This window comes from Microlunatus sp. Gsoil 973 (assembly GCF_009707365.1).
Classification (GTDB): Bacteria; Actinomycetota; Actinomycetes; order Propionibacteriales; family Propionibacteriaceae; genus Microlunatus.
Map to the genome: position 1 here is coordinate 4,408,546 of NZ_CP046122.1, position 19,176 is coordinate 4,427,721.

19 protein-coding genes and 1 pseudogene are annotated in these 19,176 nt (G+C 67.9%); 14 read left to right on the plus strand and 6 right to left on the minus strand.

Features of this window, described 5'->3' with window-relative positions:
* Positions 1–101 precede the first annotated feature (101 nt).
* From GJV80_RS20695 to GJV80_RS24360, 3 genes are read left to right on the plus strand one after another with little or no spacing between them, the layout of a single operon-like run.
* Positions 102–1,130, plus strand: a complete 1,029-nt coding sequence (locus GJV80_RS20695) for an o-succinylbenzoate synthase (protein WP_370518791.1) — start codon at positions 102–104, stop codon at positions 1,128–1,130.
* Positions 1,127–2,203: a 2-succinyl-5-enolpyruvyl-6-hydroxy-3-cyclohexene-1-carboxylic-acid synthase gene (menD, locus tag GJV80_RS20700; RefSeq protein ID WP_230207903.1), complete on the plus strand. Its 1,077-nt coding sequence runs from the start codon at positions 1,127–1,129 to the stop codon at positions 2,201–2,203. The genes GJV80_RS20695 and menD overlap by 4 nt, the downstream gene beginning before the upstream one ends.
* Complete coding sequence (locus GJV80_RS24360) at positions 2,113–2,757, plus strand: thiamine pyrophosphate-binding protein (protein ID WP_230207904.1); 645 nt, start codon at positions 2,113–2,115, stop codon at positions 2,755–2,757. The genes menD and GJV80_RS24360 overlap by 91 nt, the downstream gene beginning before the upstream one ends.
* On the opposite strand, the gene GJV80_RS20705 is transcribed toward GJV80_RS24360, so the two are convergent.
* Positions 2,732–4,522 carry a TM0106 family RecB-like putative nuclease gene (locus GJV80_RS20705; protein ID WP_154689517.1) on the minus strand — a complete coding sequence of 597 codons (1,791 nt, stop codon included), beginning with the start codon at positions 4,520–4,522 and terminating at the stop codon, positions 2,732–2,734. The genes GJV80_RS24360 and GJV80_RS20705 overlap by 26 nt on opposite strands.
* A gap of 77 nt (positions 4,523–4,599) precedes the next feature.
* On the opposite strand from GJV80_RS20705, the pseudogene GJV80_RS20710 reads away from it, so the two are divergent.
* Together GJV80_RS20710 and GJV80_RS20715 are read left to right on the plus strand one after the other, a co-directional pair.
* A pseudogene (locus tag GJV80_RS20710) lies at positions 4,600–5,250 on the plus strand (ATP-binding cassette domain-containing protein); the annotation flags it as partial.
* Positions 5,251–5,473: 223 nt separating this feature from the next.
* Complete coding sequence (locus tag GJV80_RS20715; protein WP_154689518.1) at positions 5,474–7,087, plus strand: DUF6297 family protein; 1,614 nt, start codon at positions 5,474–5,476, stop codon at positions 7,085–7,087.
* Here the strand turns inward: GJV80_RS20715 and GJV80_RS20720 are convergent.
* The gene (locus GJV80_RS20720; protein WP_230207905.1) at positions 7,053–8,261 is read right to left on the minus strand and encodes a PLP-dependent aminotransferase family protein; all 1,209 of its coding nucleotides are present in this window, start codon (positions 8,259–8,261) and stop codon (positions 7,053–7,055) included. The genes GJV80_RS20715 and GJV80_RS20720 overlap by 35 nt on opposite strands.
* 99 nt (positions 8,262–8,360) lie before the next feature.
* Here GJV80_RS20720 and GJV80_RS24755 point away from each other — a divergent pair, with 99 nt between their 5' ends.
* Together GJV80_RS24755 and GJV80_RS20730 are read left to right on the plus strand one after the other, a co-directional pair.
* Positions 8,361–8,792 (plus strand): helix-turn-helix domain-containing protein, encoded by a 432-nt coding sequence (locus GJV80_RS24755; RefSeq protein ID WP_154689519.1) that lies wholly within the window; start codon positions 8,361–8,363, stop codon positions 8,790–8,792.
* 44 nt (positions 8,793–8,836) lie between these two features.
* Complete coding sequence (locus GJV80_RS20730; protein ID WP_230207906.1) at positions 8,837–9,106, plus strand: oligopeptide/dipeptide ABC transporter ATP-binding protein; 270 nt, start codon at positions 8,837–8,839, stop codon at positions 9,104–9,106.
* Between the two features lie 17 nt (positions 9,107–9,123).
* On the opposite strand, the gene GJV80_RS20735 is transcribed toward GJV80_RS20730, so the two are convergent.
* The 3 genes from GJV80_RS20735 to GJV80_RS20745 form a co-directional block, all read right to left on the minus strand.
* Positions 9,124–9,741, minus strand: a complete 618-nt coding sequence (locus GJV80_RS20735; protein WP_195909041.1) for an ATP-dependent Clp protease proteolytic subunit — start codon at positions 9,739–9,741, stop codon at positions 9,124–9,126.
* A 15-nt stretch (positions 9,742–9,756) separates the two neighbouring features.
* On the minus strand, positions 9,757–10,371 hold the full coding sequence (locus GJV80_RS20740) for a ClpP family protease (protein ID WP_154690420.1): 615 nt from the start codon (positions 10,369–10,371) through the stop codon (positions 9,757–9,759).
* A 188-nt stretch (positions 10,372–10,559) separates the two neighbouring features.
* Entirely contained in the window at positions 10,560–11,534 is a 975-nt protein-coding gene (locus tag GJV80_RS20745; RefSeq protein ID WP_195909042.1) for a phosphotransferase, read from the minus strand.
* Positions 11,535–11,672: 138 nt separating this feature from the next.
* Here GJV80_RS20745 and GJV80_RS20750 point away from each other — a divergent pair, with 138 nt between their 5' ends.
* Together GJV80_RS20750 and GJV80_RS20755 are read left to right on the plus strand one after the other, a co-directional pair.
* Complete coding sequence (locus GJV80_RS20750; RefSeq protein WP_370518792.1) at positions 11,673–12,938, plus strand: isochorismate synthase MenF; 1,266 nt, start codon at positions 11,673–11,675, stop codon at positions 12,936–12,938.
* A 33-nt stretch (positions 12,939–12,971) separates the two neighbouring features.
* Positions 12,972–13,418: a DNA methylase gene (locus GJV80_RS20755; RefSeq protein ID WP_154689521.1), complete on the plus strand. Its 447-nt coding sequence runs from the start codon at positions 12,972–12,974 to the stop codon at positions 13,416–13,418.
* Here GJV80_RS20755 and GJV80_RS20760 read toward each other — a convergent pair.
* Positions 13,407–14,342 carry an aminoglycoside phosphotransferase family protein gene (locus GJV80_RS20760; RefSeq protein ID WP_230207907.1) on the minus strand — a complete coding sequence of 312 codons (936 nt, stop codon included), beginning with the start codon at positions 14,340–14,342 and terminating at the stop codon, positions 13,407–13,409. The genes GJV80_RS20755 and GJV80_RS20760 overlap by 12 nt on opposite strands.
* A gap of 244 nt (positions 14,343–14,586) precedes the next feature.
* Between GJV80_RS20760 and GJV80_RS20765 the strand changes: the two genes are divergently transcribed.
* The 5 genes from GJV80_RS20765 (at position 14,587) to GJV80_RS20785 (ending at position 19,130) form a co-directional block, all read left to right on the plus strand.
* Positions 14,587–15,861, plus strand: coding sequence for a geranylgeranyl reductase family protein (locus GJV80_RS20765; protein ID WP_154689522.1), 1,275 nt, complete (start codon positions 14,587–14,589; stop codon positions 15,859–15,861).
* A gap of 81 nt (positions 15,862–15,942) precedes the next feature.
* Positions 15,943–16,305 carry an NADH-quinone oxidoreductase subunit A gene (locus GJV80_RS20770; RefSeq protein ID WP_154689523.1) on the plus strand — a complete coding sequence of 121 codons (363 nt, stop codon included), beginning with the start codon at positions 15,943–15,945 and terminating at the stop codon, positions 16,303–16,305.
* Between the two features lie 61 nt (positions 16,306–16,366).
* Positions 16,367–16,924, plus strand: coding sequence for an NADH-quinone oxidoreductase subunit B family protein (locus GJV80_RS20775; protein ID WP_154689524.1), 558 nt, complete (start codon positions 16,367–16,369; stop codon positions 16,922–16,924).
* A complete protein-coding gene (locus GJV80_RS20780; RefSeq protein ID WP_154689525.1) occupies positions 16,921–17,778 on the plus strand; it encodes an NADH-quinone oxidoreductase subunit C in 858 nt (285 codons plus the stop codon). Before GJV80_RS20775 ends, GJV80_RS20780 begins: the two co-directional genes overlap by 4 nt.
* Entirely contained in the window at positions 17,778–19,130 is a 1,353-nt protein-coding gene (locus GJV80_RS20785; RefSeq protein WP_154689526.1) for an NADH-quinone oxidoreductase subunit D, read from the plus strand. Before GJV80_RS20780 ends, GJV80_RS20785 begins: the two co-directional genes overlap by 1 nt.
* Positions 19,131–19,176 lie beyond the last annotated feature (46 nt).

A 19,176-nucleotide genomic window follows, 5' to 3' on the forward strand; every position in this document is an offset into this window, starting at 1 on the left:
GGCGGCGGGACGGTCGCGAAAGCCGGTCGAGGCGGGGCCGGCGGGGCAGCGAGCGGTCCGGCCGGCCCACGTCGGGGCCGCCCCGCTCCTACACTGAGGCCGTGCCCGCGACCGCCATCACCACGTACGCGATCGCGATGCGCACCCGCTTCCGCGGCATCACCGAACGTCGCGGAATGATCTGGCGGGGGCCGGCCGGCTGGGCCGAATGGAGCCCGTTCGAGGACTACGCGCCCGCCGAAGCCGTCCCGTGGCTGCGGGCAGCCCAGGAACAGGCCGACCGGGATTTCCCGTCGCCGGTCCGGGACCAGGTGCCGGTCAACTGCACGATCCCCGTTGTCGACCCGAAGACAGCGTTCCGGATGGCCTCCGAATCCGGCTGCCGCACCGCCAAGGTCAAGGTGGCCGATCCGGGCTCGAAGCCCAGCGACGACCTGGCCCGGGTCGCTGCGGTCCGCGCCGCCCTCGGCCCCGCCGGCCGGGTCCGGGTCGACGCCAACGGGGCCTGGGACGTGGACGAGGCGCTCGCTGCGTTGACCGAGCTGAGCGCCTTCGGACTGGAGTACGCCGAACAGCCTTGCGGGACGGTCGAGGAGCTTGCCCAGCTGCGCCGCCGCCTCCGGGATCGCGGACCGGTCGTTCCGATCGCCGCCGACGAGTCGATCCGCCGGGCCGACGACCCCTACCGGGTCGCCGAACTCGAGGCCGCAGATATCGCCGTGCTCAAGGTCCAGCCGTTGGGCGGCGTGCGCGCCTGCCTGGAGATCGCCGAACGCATCGGTCTGCCGGTGGTCGTCTCCAGCGCGGTGGAAACCAGCATCGGGATCCGCGCCGGCATCGCCCTCGCCGCCGCTCTGCCCGAGCTGCCGTACGCCTGCGGGTTGAACACCATCCGGCTGCTCACCGATGACATCGCCCGGCAGCCGTTGATCGCCGAGAACGGAATGCTGCCGGTCGGCCGGGTCGACCCCGACCCGGATGCGATCCGCCGCTGCACCGCACCGGACACCGTCGCGGCCGCCTGGCGGGCTCGGCTCGAGGAGACGCTCCACGTCGCCGGAGAGGATCCGGGCGGACTCGGTGCCGACCCGCCCGAGCACGGCCAGCGGATCCAGGACGTGATGCGATGACCGGATCGACAGCCTGCGCACGCGTGGTGGTCGAGGAGTTGATCAGCTACGGCGTCCGCGACGCCGTGCTGGCTCCCGGCTCGCGCAATGCGCCGTTGGCCTACGAACTCTTCGAAGCCGACAAGATCGGTCTGCTCCGGCTGCACGTCCGGATCGACGAACGCAGTGCCGCCTTCACCGCCCTGGGTCTGGCGAAGGCATCCGGAACACCGGTTCCGGTGGTCACCACGTCCGGGACCGCGGCCGGCAACCTTCATCCGGCGATGATGGAGGCCTGGCATTCCCGGGTGCCGCTGATCGCGATCACCGCCGACCGGCCGGCGACCATGATCGACACCGGCGCCAACCAGACCACCCGGCAACAGGGTCTCTTCGCCGGCCACGTCCGCGCCGCGGTGCAGCTCTCCAGCGATGACCAATCCCCGCGGGCCTGGCGGTTCCACCTGAATCGAGCCCTGGTCGCCTGCTCCGGCCTGCGCACGCTGATCAGCGGCCCGATACACCTCAACATCGGACTGTCCGAGCCGCTGGTCCCCGAACCGGTCGCCGCCGTCGAGGAGGACTATCGCGAGGTTGTCGCCACCGCCGCCGGGCCCGCGGTCACCGAACTGCCGGACGGGCCGCAGACAGTGATCATCGCCGGGGATCTGTCACCCGACGACGGCGGCGCGCTGGCACGGCTGGCCGAACGGGCCGCCGTGCCGCTGCTGGCCGAGCCGTCCAGCAACGCCCGGGGCGGTCCGACGGCGATCAGCAGCTACCGGCTGCTGCTGCAGTCCTCGCTTGTCGACGACATCGAACGGGTGATCGTTGCCGGACACACCACCCTGTCCCGGCCGGTCACCCGGCTTCTGGGCCGGGACGACATCGAGTTGATCATCGTCGACCCGGCGCCGGAGTGGAACGACCCGACGATGAATGCCGACCGGGTGATAGCGGCTTTCGACCTGCCGGACCGTGAACCGGACGAATGGCTGGCGCGGTGGCGACAGGCCGACCGGTCGGTCCGCCCGTTGATCACCGGAGTGATCGACGACGATGCGGTGATCACCGGGCGGCGCTGGCCGAGCTGATCTGGCAGTCGCTCGGAGCAGACGACCTGCTCTTCATCGGTTCCTCCAGCCCGGTCCGTGATCTTGATCTGACGGGCTGGTCGCCGACCCCACCGGCCACCTACGCCAATCGCGGACTGGCCGGGATCGACGGTTCGGTGTCGACCGCCATCGGTCTGGCGCTGGCCGCGGACCAGCCGGCGCACGCCCTGCTGGGTGATCTGACCTTCCTGCACGACTCGAACGGCCTGATCATCGGACCGGCCGAGCCGCGACCGCGACTGCGGATCATCGTCGCCGACGACAATGGCGGCAGCATCTTCGCCACCCTCGAGCAGGGACACCCGGCACAGATGCGGGCCTTCGAACGACTGTTCGGCACACCCCACAACACCGATCTCGCCGGGCTGGCATCCGCGGTCTCAGCCGACTACACCAAGATCACCGACCTCGATGATCTTCGGCCCGTGCTGGCCCGGGCGCCGCAATCGCTGGAGATCATCGACGTGGAGATCGACCGCGATCATCGGCGGACCATGAACGAACGACTCAATTCGCTCGCAGCCACGCTCTGACCTGTGCGGTCGCGATCACGTCGTCCTCGTTGTAGTTGAGCACCCGCTCCTTGGCCAGCTCGCGCTGCTCGGCCGCCTCGGCATGCACCGCGTCGACGAACCAGCGGGTCGAATTCAGGCCACCGGCGTCGTCGTCCCGCCAGCTGAACCCGGCTCCCGCGCTGGCCACCGGCTTCAGGCCGACCCCGTTGACGCCGAAGAAATGTTGCTTGACCAGTGCGAGCAGGTCGCAGAAGGACGTCTCGGCGAATTCCAACGCCCAGGCGAAGACCGGCTCGTCCGGGTAGTTGTCGGCGAGTCGGCGCAACGCCGCTGTCTCGAAGCCGCTGTAGTGATAGACGCGCACACTGTCCGGGCCATCGGCCTGGCTGCGCAACCAGGTCAACGCACGGACCGCGAGCCGACGTTCGGCGTCTGCGTCGACGTCGGAAAAGTCGACGAACGGGTGGTAGACACCGCCGGTCGACCCGGCCCGGTGGGTACGGAATCCCCAGAGATAGATCGTGCCCTCGGCGGTCGTCTCGATGTCGAAGTCGATCTCGACATCGGCGCCCGGGACCTCGATCGGGCCGGACGTGACGCGTTCGAACTCGATGCCGGCGGTGATCAACCTTGCCCGCCGCGCGGCCTGCCGGAGACGGTCCTCCGCGCCGGCCCGATGCGTCACCTCCGGCAGATACCAGACGAACAACTCGTCAAGATCGACTCCGGCGAGTTGATCAACCGTCGAAATGCCGTGGGCGCGTAACGTGGCGATCTCGCGGACGTCAAGGGAACCCTTGCCGATCCGCAGGCTGACGTCGTCGTCGGCGAGTTTCGACCGGCAGAGATCCCACCACTGACAGCCGGAGCACTCGGCGACGACGATCGGTTCCACCAGCGGCCGGGGATCGTGTGGACCGCCGGACCGACGCAACGCGATCGTGGCGACGTCGACGCGGAACGCGTGCTCGTGGTCGTACCGCTCCAAGGCGCTGCGCGCCGTCCACCCGGAATCGTCGCTGCGGGAGAACGTCCGCAGCAGCGGCTCCGCCAGATCCATCCAGGTGATCATCCCGTCGACGTCGGGCATCCAGTCGTCGGTGCCGACCAGCCCCGCCAACGGCCGCCCCGGAGCGTCCCAGCCGAGATCGCCGAGCATCCGCTGGTAGTGGGCAAGCTGCAACAGGTCGGCCTCCCTGGAGGTCAGTCGGAAGCCGAATCCGGGCACCTCGTCGGCGTGCACCGGCGCCGGTGCTGAGAAGGAGCTGAGCAGCACCGAGCTGTTCGGCCGCGGCTGGGCGAGCGGCTTCTTGCGCTCGTGGATCTTGTGGTGCTTGATGTCGACGACGTGATAGCCCGGCCTGCCGTCGGGACGGTCCTCACCGCGGACCAGCACGTCGGGACGCCCGGACCGGTGATGATCAAGATCGCGGGGTAGCAGGCAGCCGATGATCAGATCCGCTCCGGAGGCGACCGCCTCGGCCGTCGCACCGGCCTGGATTCGGGGCGGCAGGTCGTCGGCCAGCCGGAGATCGATCACCCGGCCGCGGGAGACGGAAGCCATCCGAGCGATCACCGCGTCCTCGAACTGCTGACCGCCCTCGAAGAGTTCGGCCAGCCGATCGTCGACCTCCCGGATGTGCAGCGGAATGGTCCGGTCGAAGGCGTTGTGGGTTTTGACGGCACAGCTGCGAGCGGCATAGGCACCCAGTGCGAAGGAGGTGGTGCCCTCGGTCGTTTCGCCGGTCGTCTCCCCGGTCGCAAGTCTGGCAGCCGTCGTCATGACAGCCTAGGGTGCCATTCGGCTCGGACACTGGTGATCACCGGCGCATTCTCGGCGAGCCTGATCCGTGGGGCACAATGCTCTATATGGCTAAGCGCGGTTCAGTGGTGTTGAAGGTGTCCGGTCTCCGGCGCGCCTTCGGCCCGGTGACCATTCTGGACAAGTTCAATCTCGAGGTACGCGAGGGTGAGGCGGTAGCGCTCACCGGACGTAACGGCGCCGGCAAATCGACCTTGCTGCGCTGTCTGGTCGGCGCCGACAAGCCCGACGACGGCACCATCGAGGTCAACGGCACCAAACTGACCGAGTCCGCCGTCGAGATCCGCCGCGACATGGCGACCGTCATCGACGACCTGGACTTCTTCCCCGACCTGAGCGTTGTCGAACACCTCGATCTGCTGGCCCGGGCACACGGCCTGAGTGACCCCGAGCCGGTCGTCGACGAGATCCTGCACGAGGTCCAGCTGATCCCGCAGTCCGGCCAGTTGCCGGGGACGCTGTCCTCGGGCCAGCGCCGCCGGTTGGCCCTGGCGACCGCATTCGTACGCCCCCGCAAGCTGCTCATCCTGGACGAGCCGGAGCAACGGTTGGACACCGAGGGCATCGCCTGGCTGGCCGGCCGGCTGCGCGAGGAGCGGCAGAACGGGCTGGCCATCGTGTTCGCCAGCCACGAACCGTCCCTGGTCAACTCGGTGGCGACCCGGATCCTGCATCTTGGTGCGGCCCGCGACGGCGACGCGGTCGGTCCGGCGACCGACCAGAGTCTGGCGGAGCCCTCGCTCACTCCGGAGACCGTGGTCCCCGGGGAGCCGTCGGTCGCCGTCGCCGGACAGTCCACCCAGAAGGCGGCGGAGAAGACCGCACAGAAGCAGCCCGCCAAGAAGCCGCGCCCCAGCCAGGGCCGCAAGCCCAAGTCGACGGCGAACCAGCGGCGGAACCGGTGAGCAACCGATGAGCACCGCAGACCTCCCGTTCGCCGAGCACGGGCAGCGCGCTCCGCTGATCGCCGACGATCCGGCGACGGCCAAAGAGCTCAAGCTGATGATCAAGGACTGGCGGACCGGGCGTGCCACCCGGTCCCTCGGCCAAGCCCTGTCCGACGGTTACATCGCCGTCTTCGGTTTCCTGCTCGTCGGCGCCATGATCGCCAACGTGGTCATCCAGGCCCAGGGTGTCGTGTCGGAATGCAACACCCAGGCATGTCTGTCGGCCCGGACGCTGTTGCCCTGGGCAACCTTCGCCCTCTGCGTCGCAGCCGCCCTCGTGCTGAGCCGGCTCTTCGGTCCGGTGTTGGCCTCGGCGGCCGAGGGCTTCTGGCTGCTGGACGCCCCGGTGCAGCGCAAACGGCTGCTGACGCCGCGACTGATCGGCATCACCGCCGCGGGGCTGGGCATCGGCATGCTCGCCGGTGGGCTGATCGCCGCGCTGACCGGTTCACCGTTGGACGAGATCATCGTCTGGGCGGTGGGCACGGGCCTGTCGGCCTCAGCCGCGATCTCCTTCGCCGCCGCCGAGCAGGGTGCCGAGCGGCATCTGCCGGCGAGACTGGTCAGCTACCTCTTCGGTCTCCTCGGTCTGGTCGCACTGCTGGCAGTGATCGCCGTCGCGGCCAGGTGGGTCGTGCTGGGAGTCGACTCCACTCGCGCGGTGCAGATCGGATTCGCCCTGATCGCCGCGGCGGCGATCGTCCTTGTGCTGTCCTCTGTGCTGGCCCTGGCGCGGCTCAACCAGATCCGGCGTACTCGGCTGCTGTCCGGCGGCGCATTGGTCAGCGGCATCTCGGGCGCGTTCTTCGCCCTTGACTTCGGATTGATCCGCGACATCGTGGTCGACCGTCGTGCCATGGAGATCGGCCACGTCCGGTCCAGGCCCGGCCGCGGCATCGGCCTGCAGCCGCTGATCTGGCGCGAGGCGCAACGGTTGGTGCGCAGCCCGCAGCCGTTGCTGTGGGTCGCGCTGAGCCTCGTCGTGCCGTACGCGGTCGACGCGCTCGGCATGGGCAGCGTGATGCCGATCTTCGGTTCCCTCGTGCTGTTCGGCGCCATGGTGCCGATGCTCAACGGCCTGCGGGTGCTCACCCGGACGGGCGGGTTGGCCAGGGCGATGCCGTTCACCAACAAGGCGATCAAGCGTGCCACGGTCGCCGTGCCGGCCGTGATCGCGGGGCTGTGGGGGATCGCCACCATCCCGGCGTTCCTCGGGTTCGCCAGTGATCATCACACGCTTCCCGATGCCGTCCTGATGGCTCTGGTCACGGCTGCCGCCGGCTTCCTCGGCGCGGTCCGCTGGACCACCGGGAAACCGCCGAACTTCGGCGGCCCGGCGGTCGCCAGCCAGTTCGGCGCGATCCCGCCCGGACTCGTGATCGGCATGATCCGCGGCTTCGACATGTGCCTGTTGATCACCGCACCGTTGCTGCTGGGCATGTCACCGGTGGTCTCCTTGGTGATCGCCGCGATCGTCGCGCTCGTCCTGTTGACCCTCGACTGGGACTCGATGAAGACCCAGGCCGAGGAACAGCAGAAACAGCTCAGAGCGGAGCGTCAGCAGCGGGCCGGGAGCTGAGCCGTTCGGCGATCACCCGTCCCAGGTCGGCGATCCCGGTACGGATCTGGTCCTCGGTCGAGGTGGCGTAGCTCAACCGCAGCGTGTTGCGCCGCTCCCCGGCGGCGTAGAAAGGCCGTCCGGGAACGTAGGCGACGTTGTTGGCCACCGCTTCCGGCAGCATCGCTTCGGTGTCGATGGATTCGTCGGGCAGGCTCACCCAGCAGAACATGCCGCCGTCGGGATCGGTACAGCTGACGCCGGTGGGCAGTTCCCGGGCGACCGCGTCGATCATGATCGCCGCGCGCTGACCGTAGGCCTCCCGGATGATCTTGATCTGCTCGGCAAGCACGTCGTCGAGCAGTTCGGTGATGATCATCTGGTTGAGCGTGGGCGAGTGCAGGTCTGCCGCCTGTTTGGCCTGCACGAGCTTGTCGATCACGTGGCGTGGGCCCTGCACCCAGGCGTCCCGGAGACCCGGCGCCAACACCTTGGAGAAGGTGCCGAGCATGATCACGTTCAAGTCGTCGTCGGGCGTCGTGCGCCGGGCCAGGCTGAACAACGTCTCGACCTCCTGGCCGCGGAAACGCAGTTCGTTGTACGGCCCGTCCTCGATCACCGTCACAAGGTGCCGACGGGTGATCTCGAGCAGGGCCAACCGCCGCTGCGCCGACAGCGTCCGCCCGGTCGGGTTCTGGAAGGTCGGGACGGTGTAGAGCAGTCGCCCGTCGACCCGGCCGAGCAGTTCGTCGAGTGCCTCGGGAATGATGCCGTCGTCGTCGGTGGCGACCTCGACGAACCGTGGCGCGTACGGGGTGAATGCCTGCAGTGCCCCGAGATAGGTCGGCGACTCGACCAGCACGATGTCTCCCGGATCGATCAGCACCCGGCCGAGCAGGTCGAGGCCCTGCTGGCTGCCTGTGGTGATCTGCACCATGTCGGCGGTGATTTCACTGCGTTCGGCGATCCACCGGCGCAGCGGCAGGTGTCCCTCGGTGGTCGAGTACTGAAGGGCCTGTCGGCCGTGCTCGGCCAGCACCCGGTCGGCGGCGGCCCGGATGGGGTCGACCGGGAAGAGTTCCGGTGCCGGCAGACCGCCGGCGAACGAGATCACCTCGGGGCGCTGGGTGATCTTGAGAATCTCCCGGATGGCGCTTGAGGTCATCCGCCGGGCGGTGCTGCTGACCGGAATCATGGCGGCAGTCTGCCAGGTGTCCCGGGCTCGTCGCCCGGGGCTTTCTGCTGGCAGCGAAAGCACGGTGCTCCAGGTCCGCGGCGGGGCTAGCGTTTTTCCATGACCGAAGCAGCACAGCGCACCGATCAGGAGCAGCCCGACGGCCGGAGCCGGCCCGACGGAACCGTCGTACCGCTGAACCGCCGCCCGGACCGTCGTGATCCGCTGCTGCGTACGCTGCTCGGCGGGGTGCTCCGCCAGGCCCGACACGACCAGCAACGGACCCTGTCCGATGTCGCCGACCGGGCCGGGATCTCCGTCCCCTACCTGTCCGAGATCGAGCGCGGCCGCAAGGAACCGTCCTCGGAGATGCTGGCGGCCGTCTGCGGCGCACTCGAACTCGATCTGGTCGACCTGGTCTCACGGACCTACATCGACCTGATCGCACGCCGCGCCCAGGCAGCCGAAGCGGACCGGCCGCGTACGGTCGCCGCCCGGCGCATCACCGGCCGCGTCGGCCGCGCCGGCGACGTGCTGGCCCTTGCCGCCTGATCCGCGACCCGCCTCACCCGGGCCGGCTTCCTCGAAACATTTCGATGGCCCCGTTCGTCGCCGCCTCGCCCGATCCGGCCCGCGGTCGCGACGAACCCGGCGATGACCTCGACGATCTCGACGACGGGCCGGACGAGCCGCCCAGTCTGATCGACCCGCCGTCAGGATGCCGCTTCCATCCACGCTGCCCGTTCGCCATGGCGGAATGCCGGGTTGGCCTACCCGAACCGACGACCTTCGGCGACGGCCATTGGGCCCGCTGCTGGCTGCACCAAAAGGGGCGGACCGAGGACTTGATCACGGTCGCGGGCTGATCCAGACCGGGGGAACGCTAACCGATCCGATAGGCCGCCGTCCTGACGTCCCGCGGCTGCATCACCTGGTCGACGACTCCGTACTCGATCGCCTGCTCCGGGGTCAGGATCAGGTCACGGTCGGTATCGGTCTTGATCTTGTCGATCGGCTGCCCGGTGTGCCGGCTGAGCACGTCGTTCAGTTGCGCCCTGAGCCGTACGATCTCCTTGGCCTGTACGGCAAGATCGGGCAGCGTGCCCTCGGCGCTTCCGGACGGCTGGTGCAGCAGGATCCGGGAGTGCGGCAACACTGATCGCTTGCCGTGGGTGCCCGCTGCCAACAGCACCGCCGCCGACGACGCCGCCTGGCCGATGCAGACCGTGGCGATCTCGGCGCTGACGAACTGCATGGTGTCGTAGATGCCCATCAGCGCGGTCAGTGAACCGCCCGGAGAATTGATGTAGAAGCCGATGTCGGAGTCGGAGTTCTCCGAATCCAGATGCAGCAACTGGGCGATGATCACGTTGGCGACGCCGTCGTCGATCGGCGTACCCAGGAAGATGATCCGGTCGCTCAGCAGCCGGGAGTAGATGTCGGACACACGCTCGCCACGCAGCGTCTTCTCGACAACGGTCGGGATGGTGTATTGGCTCATGATCAACTCCTGGGGTTACAACCGGGCGGACCGGGTCCGGACGGCGGGGCGGACATCGGACACCTCACTGACCACGGCGTCGATGAAGCCGTAGTCCAGAGCCTGCTCTGCGGTGAACCAGCGGTCACGCAGCGAGTCGGCGTCGATGGTTGCCTTCGTCTGCCCGGTGTGCTCGGCGATCAGCGTGTTCATCAACTGGTTGGTGTACTCGAGGTTCTCGGCCTGGATCTCGATGTCGGCGGTCGTGCCGCCGAAACCGGCCGACCCCTGGTGCATCAGTACCCGGGCGTGCGGCAGGCAGTACCGCTTGCCCTTGGTGCCCGCCGAGAGCAGGAACTGCCCCATGCTCGCGGCGAGCCCCATGCCCAACGTGCTGACATCGTTGGGGATCAGCTTCATCACGTCATAGACCGCGAGCCCTGCGGTGACCGAGCCGCCCGGCGAATTGATGTAGAGGCTGATGTCGGCCTTGGGATCCTCTGCGGACAACAGCAACAGCTGGGTGCACAACCGATTGGCGATCGCGTCGTCGACCAGCTGCCCGAGCACGACGATGCGCTGCTCCAGCAGCCGTTGGACAAGTTGATCATCGAGCCCGGAACGGAACTGTGGTTCCCCCTCCCGGGTCATCGCCTCACGGGTGTAGGTGCGGGTGATCACGAATTCCTCCTCGAACTGGGTTCGTGATCAACACTGCCCGGCCGGCGCCCTGGATTCTCGCCGATCTGCCCACCGCAGATCTGCCCAGGGCAGAGATCGGGTGCTGATGACGCCCGAAATCTGATCGTCGGTCGCGACACGCCGCGCAGATTGAGGATTTAGTGACCCCTCGGCCAATTGCGGCGTTCGGCGAGCCAGTCCGCGACGACCTCACGGCTCCAGCGCTGGTGTTCCCGGAGGTACGGCGAACCGTCCGGCTCGGGCGAGCCGGAGGCGATCGCGTAGTAGAGCGCCAGATCGGCGAGCAGGGTGTCGATGGCTTCCCGGTCCCCGGGGCCGACCAGCGGACTTGCGGCGAGGATCGCGTCGGCATCCCAACCGTCACCGCGTACCGAGATCAACAGCGTCACCAGATCGATCCACTGCCTGCCGAGCAACGGGAAGTTCCAGTCGACGATCCAGCCACGCCCGTCGGCTCCGATGATCATGTTGTCGTCCCGGAGGTCGGCATGCACCAGCGTGGTCCCGTTGCATCGCTCGGGCAGCGCGGCCACCAACTCGCGCATCTCGGCGGCATGATCACCGAACCGCTCGGTGATCATCTCTTCCTTGTCCGGTGACAACTCACCGAGCTCTGCGCTCAACGGCTGCCACGGGTAGCCGGCCGGTGCCGGAGTCAGTGCGCGAGCTGCAGCCTCGACCGTCCGCACAGCGATCCGGATGTCGTCGACGGTCCACGGCCGGTGCGGCGGACGACCGTCGATCTCGGTGAAGATCAACAACTGCCAGTCGACGGAGTCGATCACCGTGCGGGCGTCGGTGATCAACTCCGGCGCGGGGACAGCGTCCGGCAGCGTGCGCCGCTTGGTCGCCTCCTTCGCATACGAGTCCAGCAGCCACTCCCGGCCCCAGCCCGCCACCTTGGCGAAGAGCCGGCGACCGTCGGCCAGCACGAGTCGGGCCGCGAAGCCGGGGGTGTACCCGCTGCGCTCGCTGATCGCCGAGATCACCGGCGATCCGAGTTGATCAACGATCCAGTCCTGCACCGCGCTCGGCAGCTCGGGCCAGGCCGGACGTTGGGCCGTCGCGGCATGCGGCACGGTCAGCGGGGTCGGCGTACGTGATCCGGGCATACCCCGGATCATCCACCGACACCGGCTCCGAGTGCGAGCCGAATACCTTCAGCCGTGCGGCTGAGATGCAGATCACGAGGTGCAGGTCACAACCGCCGAATCGCCGGTTCGCTGCTGTTCGCGGCTAATCTGAGCGACGTGAGGACGCTTGCGGACGGCGGGATCGCACGGCCGAGACTGCATGTCGCGACCGAGGAGATCGCCGACCCGGGACCGCTCCCGGCGGTGATGCCGGACGCGACGACACTGGCCTGGATCCGTCGCGGCGAGGGCGTGGTGGGTTACGGCGAGGCGGCCCGCCACAAGGCCACCTCACCGGCCGACGCCGAGCAGTGGTGGCGGGAGATCCGCGACCAGCTCGTCATCGAGTCGACCCTGCCCGGCGCGGACCTGCCCGGTACCGGCTTCGTCGCCTTCGGCAGCTTCGTCTTCGACCCGGACAACACCACCGCGGACTCGGTGCTCATCGTCCCGGAACTGATCATCGGTCGACGCGCCGGACGTGCCTGGCGCACCACGATCCGGCCGACCTACGCGCCCCCCATTCCCACCCCGGCGATCGATCCGGTCCAGGCTCCCGGCACGGTCAGCTTCGCCGACGGAAAGTTGAGCGGCCCCGAGTGGCAGCGGGTCGTCGCCGAACTCGTCGAGCGGATCACCACGACCGATCTGGACAAGGTCGTTCTGGCCCGCGAACTGGTGGCCATCGCCGACACCCCGATCGACCCACGCCGGCTGGTCAGCAGACTGGCCACCGAGTACGCCACCTGCTGGACCTATCACGTCGACGGACTGGTCGGCGCAACACCGGAGATGCTGGTCCGTCGGGAGGCCGGCCTGGCCACCTCGCGGGTGCTGGCCGGCACCATCCGGCGATCCTCCGACACCACCCAGGACCTTGCGCTGGCCGCTGCGCTCGCCCAGTCCAGCAAGGATCTGGAAGAACACGAGTACGCCGTCGCGTCGGTGGCCCGCGCGCTGGCGCCGCACTGCTCGGGGATGAACGTCCCCGACGCCCCATACGTCCTGGAACTGCCCAACGTGCTTCACCTGGCCACCGACGTCACCGCGGTGGCCGATCCCGGTTCCAGTTCGCTGGCCCTGGCGGCCGCCCTGCATCCCAGTGCCGCGGTCTGTGGCACGCCGACCGGTGCGGCCCGGGCGACCATCGCCGAGTTGGAGCAGCTGGACCGCGACCGCTACGCCGGTCCGGTCGGCTGGATCGACGCCGACGGTGACGGTGAATGGGCCATCGCCCTGCGCTGCGGCAGGATCGATCCCGACGACCCGCGACAGATCCGGCTCTACGCAGGCTGCGGCATCGTCGGTGGCTCCGATCCCGAGGCCGAACTGGCCGAATCCGTCGCCAAACTGGTGCCCATGAGGGACGCGCTGGCCGGCTGATTCGCCGTGGCCGTACCGGGTACGCGGGCGGCCATGGCTGCTACCACCCGCAAGGACCGGATCGGCCCCGATGATCTCGGCCTCGACCTGAGCAAGGGCACCGACACCCAACTGTTCAGATGGCTGGTCGCCTGTGACCTGTTCGGCCGCCGGATCAGCCAGGACATCGCCGCCGCAGCATTCAAGGAGCTGGACAAGGCGAGGCTGCTGAATCCGAAGAAGCTGGCCGACGCGGATTGGCAACAGCTGGTCGACCTGCTCGGCGCGGGAGGCTACAAGCGCTACGACGAATCGACCGCGAGCGAGTTGATCAGACTCGGCCAGGACGCCCAGGACCGGTACGGCGGACGGCTCACCAAGATCACCCGTGGTGACGACGGCCGGACCGTCGACAAGACGGTGATCAAGAAGCGCGTCCAGGAGTTCAAGGGGATCGGACCGACCGCTGCCGCCATCTTCGTCCGCGAACTACACCTCTGAGTCGGCCCGGACCGAGTCCGTTTCGGTCAGGAGTTGATCGAGCGCGTAGAGCGCGTCCACCCGCGGCTCCACGCCGTCAGCCACGTCTGCCGCGATACCCGACACCGCCTTCCACAACACCCAGCCGCGGGCCCGGGCGATCAGTGCCGGGTCGGCACCGAGGGCCTGCAGGAACACCGGCCGGCTCTCGCTGTCCAGCAGGGTCCAGGCGATCGCCAGGTCGCAGGCCGGATCGCCGACGCCGCAGGTGCCGAAGTCGATCACCGCCGCCAGCTCGCCGTCCTTGACCAGCAGGTTGCCCGCAGCAATGTCGCCGTGGAACCACACCGGCGACCCGCTGGGTCCGGCATCGAGCGCGCACCGCCACAGTCGGCGCAGCTGATCGGCACCGCTCTGGTCCGGCAGGGCGGGCAGCGAGTCGTCGACCAGCCCGACGAATCTGATCAGCGGGCCCCCGCGAAACCAGTTGTGCACCCCCGGCCCCGGGCCGCCGTCGGTGTCCACCGACTGCAGCGCCAGCAGGAACCGGGCGAGCTCGGCGGCGAACCGGCGCAGGTCGGTGATCAGCGAACGATCGGCCGGCTGCCCGGGCAGCCACCCGTACACCGACCACGGGTGCGGATACTCCTCGGTCGGGCTGCCGTGGCCGAGCGGCACCGGAATCGGCAGCGGGAGCCGGGGTGCCAGCACCGGCAACCACCGCTGCTCCTTCTGCACGGCCAGCGCGTACGGCTCGGCGCTGGGCAGCCGGACCGACATCGCCGGGCCGAGGTGGAAGGTGCGATTGTCCCAACCCTGCTCGGCAACCCGCCGGATCTCCAGGTCGGCCCACCCGGGGAACTGTGCGGCGACCAACCGGCGGACCAGGTCCTCATCAAGCGGAAGCCGGACCGGGACCGGACCGAGATCCTCCTCAGAGCTCACAGACCGGGGAGCCTAGGCTGCCGAGGTGCCGTCCGGCCAACCATTTACCTCGGCCGGATTACGCAAGGTCGCGGTTGCGAAAATAGTGCTGTTGGCAAGGGGAAACGCTGCTTCAGCCGTGGAATTGACCTATTCGGCAAGGCCGGGTTCACTAGCCCGGGTACCGACGTGACTCCCGGGGTTGTCCCGTCGTAGAGTGACCGGTAGCTAGTGAAGAGTTTCACTAAGTCCCTCGGAGTGTTTGATGACTGGCAGCGAAAGCGGCGCGATCACCAGTGATGTGATTGTCGTCGGCGCCGGACCGGCTGGTTCGGCGGCTGCGACCTACCTGGCGCGCAGCGGCCTGGACGTGTCGCTGTTGGAGAAGACCAAGTTCCCGCGTGAGAAGGTCTGCGGCGACGGGCTCACCCCGCGCGGCACCAAGCAGCTGATCAAGCTCGGCGTCGACATCTCGACCCAGAACGGCTGGGCACACCAGCGGGGCCTGCGGTTCTGGGCCGGCGGCCGGCACTGGGATCTCGACTGGCCCGATCTGGTCGACTACCCGGGCTTCGGGGTCACCCGGCAACGCGCCGACTTCGACCAGATCCTGGCCGAGAACGCCGTCGCCTCCGGTGCCAAGCTCTACGAACTTGCCAATGTCACCGAACCCGTCATCGACCCGGTGTCGGACCGGATCACCGGCGTGATCACCAAGGACGGGCAGCGGTTCAGCGCTCCGCTGGTGGTTGCTGCCGATGGCAACTCCACTCGGATCAGCATCGGTATGGGGATCAACCGGCGCGAGAAGCTGCCGATGGGCGTCGCGGTCCGCACCTACTACAAGAGCCCGTTACACACCAGCCCGTACATCGAATCCTGGCCGGAGTTGTGGACCGGAAAGCCGGGGGAGTCCGACCTGCTGCCCGGGTACGGCTGGATCTTCCCGCTGGGTGACGGCACCTGCAACGTCGGGCTGGGCATCCTCAACACGTCCAAGGCGTTCGGCAAGGTCGACTACAAGCAGATGCTCAAGGTGTGGATGGACAACACCCCGGCCGAGTGGGGCTTTCGGGACGAGAACCAGGTCGGCCGGGTGCTGGGCGCGGCACTGCCGATGGCCTTCAACCGCATGCCGCACTACAGCCGCGGACTGCTGCTGGTCGGAGATGCCGGAGGGATGGTCAGCCCGTTCAACGGTGAGGGCATCCCGTACGCGATGGAGTCCGCAGAGATGGCTGCCGAAGCGATCGCCGAGGCGCACTATCGCGGCGTCGGTACCCCGAGTGCCGAGAAGGCCTTGCACGGCTATCCGGCCCGGCTGCGCGAGACCTGGGGCGGTTACTACTCGTTGGGCCGGGTGTTCACCAAGATCATCGCCCAGCCGGCGATCATGAAGGCCTGCGTCCGCTACGGCCTGCCCCGCAAGGTGGTCATGCAGTTCACCTTGAAGATGTTGTCCAATCTGACCGACCACAAGAACGGCGACATCTACGACCGGATCGTGAACGGCCTGTCCAAGATCGCGCCGGCAACGTGAGATCGCAGATGAGGCCCCACTGCGACACGCAGGTGCGGGTGCGATAGGGATGGACCTGATGCATCGAGAAAGAAGGCAGGGATGAGCCTCTACACCGGCTTCGTGATCGCCCTGATCATCGCTGCGGCGTTCGTGGCACTGACCATCACCGCCAGCATGCTGGTCGGCGGTCCCGGTCGTTACAACCGGGCAAAGCTCGACTCTTACGAATGCGGCATCGAGCCGACGCCGCAGCCCGCGGGCGGTGGCCGCTTTCCCGTCAAGTACTACCTGACGGCGATGCTCTTCATCGTCTTCGACATCGAGATCGTCTTCCTCTACCCGTGGGCGGTGACCTTCCACCAGATGGGTCTCTTCGCCCTGGTCGAGATGGTGCTGTTCATCGTGACCGTCTTCGTGGCGTACTTCTACATCCTGCGCCGAGGGGGTCTGGAGTGGGACTGATCAACTTCGGCCTTGTGTCAACCAACCCTGCAGCAACGAAACAGATGAGGATCGTCTAGCCATGGGACTCGAGGACAAGATCCCGAGCGGGATCCTGCTCACCACGGTCGAGGCACTCGCCGGCGCCGCCCGCAGCGCCTCGTTCTGGCCGGTGACTTTCGGCCTTGCCTGCTGTTCGTTCGAGATGATGACCATGGGTACGCCCCGGTTCGACTCCGCCCGCTGGGGCCAGGAGGTCTTCCGGAACTCGCCCCGGCAGGCGGACCTGATGATTGTCGCCGGACGGGTCAGCCAGAAGATGGCGCCGATCGTGCGGCAGGTCTACGACCAGATGGCCGAGCCGAAGTTCGTGCTGTCGATGGGCGTCTGCGCCTCCAGCGGCGGCATGTTCAACAACTACGCGATCGTCCAGGGTGTTGATCACATCGTGCCGGTCGACGTGTACGTTCCGGGCTGCCCGCCGCGGCCGGAGATGTTGATCGACGGCATCTTCAAGCTGCGCAAGCTGAAGGTCGAGAAGCTGCCGATCGGCACCCATCGCGAGGAGGTCGAGGCGAGCGCGGAGCAGCAGGCTCTGGACAAGCCGGCGACCATCGAGCAGAAGGGCCTGCTGCGGTGACTGATCCCAACACGCCGAAGAACCCGAATCCGGCCACCCCGAAGAACGCGCCGCGGGACGACTCCAATGCCCAGCAGCCGGGCAAGGGTGCGGACGAGGCGAAGAGTTCGGTGCCCAGCACTCCGCCCGATGCCACCCCTGGCGGCGGGCCGGAGGAGCGGGGTGATCTCGAGCCGACGCCGACCGGCCCGGGCAGCGCCCAGGGGCCGGAGATCCTGGCCGTCCGGGACGGCATGTTCGGTGTCAAGGGCAGCCCGGACACCTCGGGCTACGGCAGGCTACGCCGGGTCATCGAGTTCCCCGGTCCGAGCCAGCGGCCGTTCGGCAGTTGGTATGACAGCGCCATCGACCGGATCGCGGAGCTGATGCCCAACGTCGGCGAGGTGATCACCAAGGTGGTCGTCGAGCGCGGCGATCTGACGGTCCACGTCGCCAGGGAGCACCTGGTGGCCCTGATGAAGATCCTGCGGGACGACGCGCACCTGCGCTTCGAGTTCTTCAGCGGCGTCTCCGGCGTGCACTATCCGACCGACAAGGGCCGGGAATTGCATGCGGTCTATCACCTGGGTTCGTTCACCCACAACCGACGGATCCGGATCGAGGTCTCGGTCTCCGAAGCCGACCCGCACATCCCGTCGGTGGTCGGCGTCTACCCGGGTGCCGACTGGCACGAGCGGGAGACCTTCGACATGTTCGGGATGATCTTCGACGGTCACCCGCATCTGACCCGGATCCTGATGCCCGACGACTGGCCGGGCCACCCGCAACGCAAGGAGTACCCGCTCGGCGGCATCGACGTCGAGTACAAGGGCGCCCGGATCCCCAGCCCTGACAACCGGAGGTCGTACAACTGATGAGCGCGACGACCAGCGACCAAGATCTTTTCGCCGGGTCGGGTGAGGAACCCGCCGAGGGCACCGTCTACACCGCGATGGGCGGCGACTGGGACGACGTCGTCCATGATCAGGCCGAACGCGGTGACGAGCGGATCGTGGTCAACATGGGACCACAGCACCCGTCGACGCACGGCGTGCTGCGGCTGATCCTGGAACTCGACGGTGAGACGGTGACCGAGCTGCGATCGAGCATCGGTCACCTGCACACCGGCATCGAGAAGAACATGGAGTACCGCACCTGGACCCAGGGCGTCACCTTCATCACCCGGGCCGACTATGTGATGCCGTTGCACAACGAGCTCGCGTATGTGCTCAGCGTGGAGAAGCTGCTGGGCATCGAGGACCAGATCACCGAACGGACCAACATCATCCGGGTGATGATGGCGGAATGGATGCGGATCGCCTCGCATCTGGTCGCGCTCGGCACCGGCGGCCTGGAACTCGGCGCAACCACGCTGATGACCGTCGCCTTCCGGGAACGCGAGAAGATCATGGACGTCTTCGAGACGATCACCGGTCTGCGGATGAATCACGCGTTCATCCGCCCGGGGGGCGTGGCACAGGATCTGCCGGCCAACGGCGTGCAGATGCTCAAGGACACCCTGAAGTCGATCAAGAAGCAGATGCCGGAGTTCGGCAAGCTGGCCAACGCCAACCCGATCGTGAAGTCCCGGCTGGTCGGCGTCGGCTACCTCGATCTGCCGGCCTGCATGGCACTCGGCGTCACTGGGCCGCTGCTGCGGGCCGCCGGCTACGAGTACGACCTGCGCAAGGCGATGCCTTACTCGGGCTACGAGACCTACGAGTTCGACGTCCCGGTGCGTGAGGAGGCGGACTCCTACGCCAGGTTCCGCAACCGGGTCGACGAGATGTGGGAGAGCGTGCGGATCATCGACCAATGCGTCGTCCGGCTCGAACAGACCCAGGGCCAGCGGGTGATGATCGACGATCCCAAGATCGCCTGGCCGGCCCAGCTGTCCATCGGCTCCGACGGCCAGGGCAATTCCAACGAGCACCTCAAGCACATCATGGGCCAGTCGATGGAGGCTCTGATCCACCACTTCAAGCTGGTCACCGAGGGTTTCCGGGTGCCCCCGGGTCAGGCGTACGTGCCGACCGAGAGCGCCAAGGGTGAACTCGGCGCCCATGTCGTCTCCGACGGTGGCACCCGGCCCTTCCGGGTGCACATGCGGGACCCGAGTTTCCACCAGCTGCAGGCCCTTCCCGCGCTCTGCGAGGGCGGCATGCTCGCCGACGTGGTGGTCAACATCGCAACCATCGACCCGGTACTGGGAGGCGTCGATCGATGAGTCCTGATCCGAAGACGGCGGGTTCGAACGATCCCGAGCCGCGGCA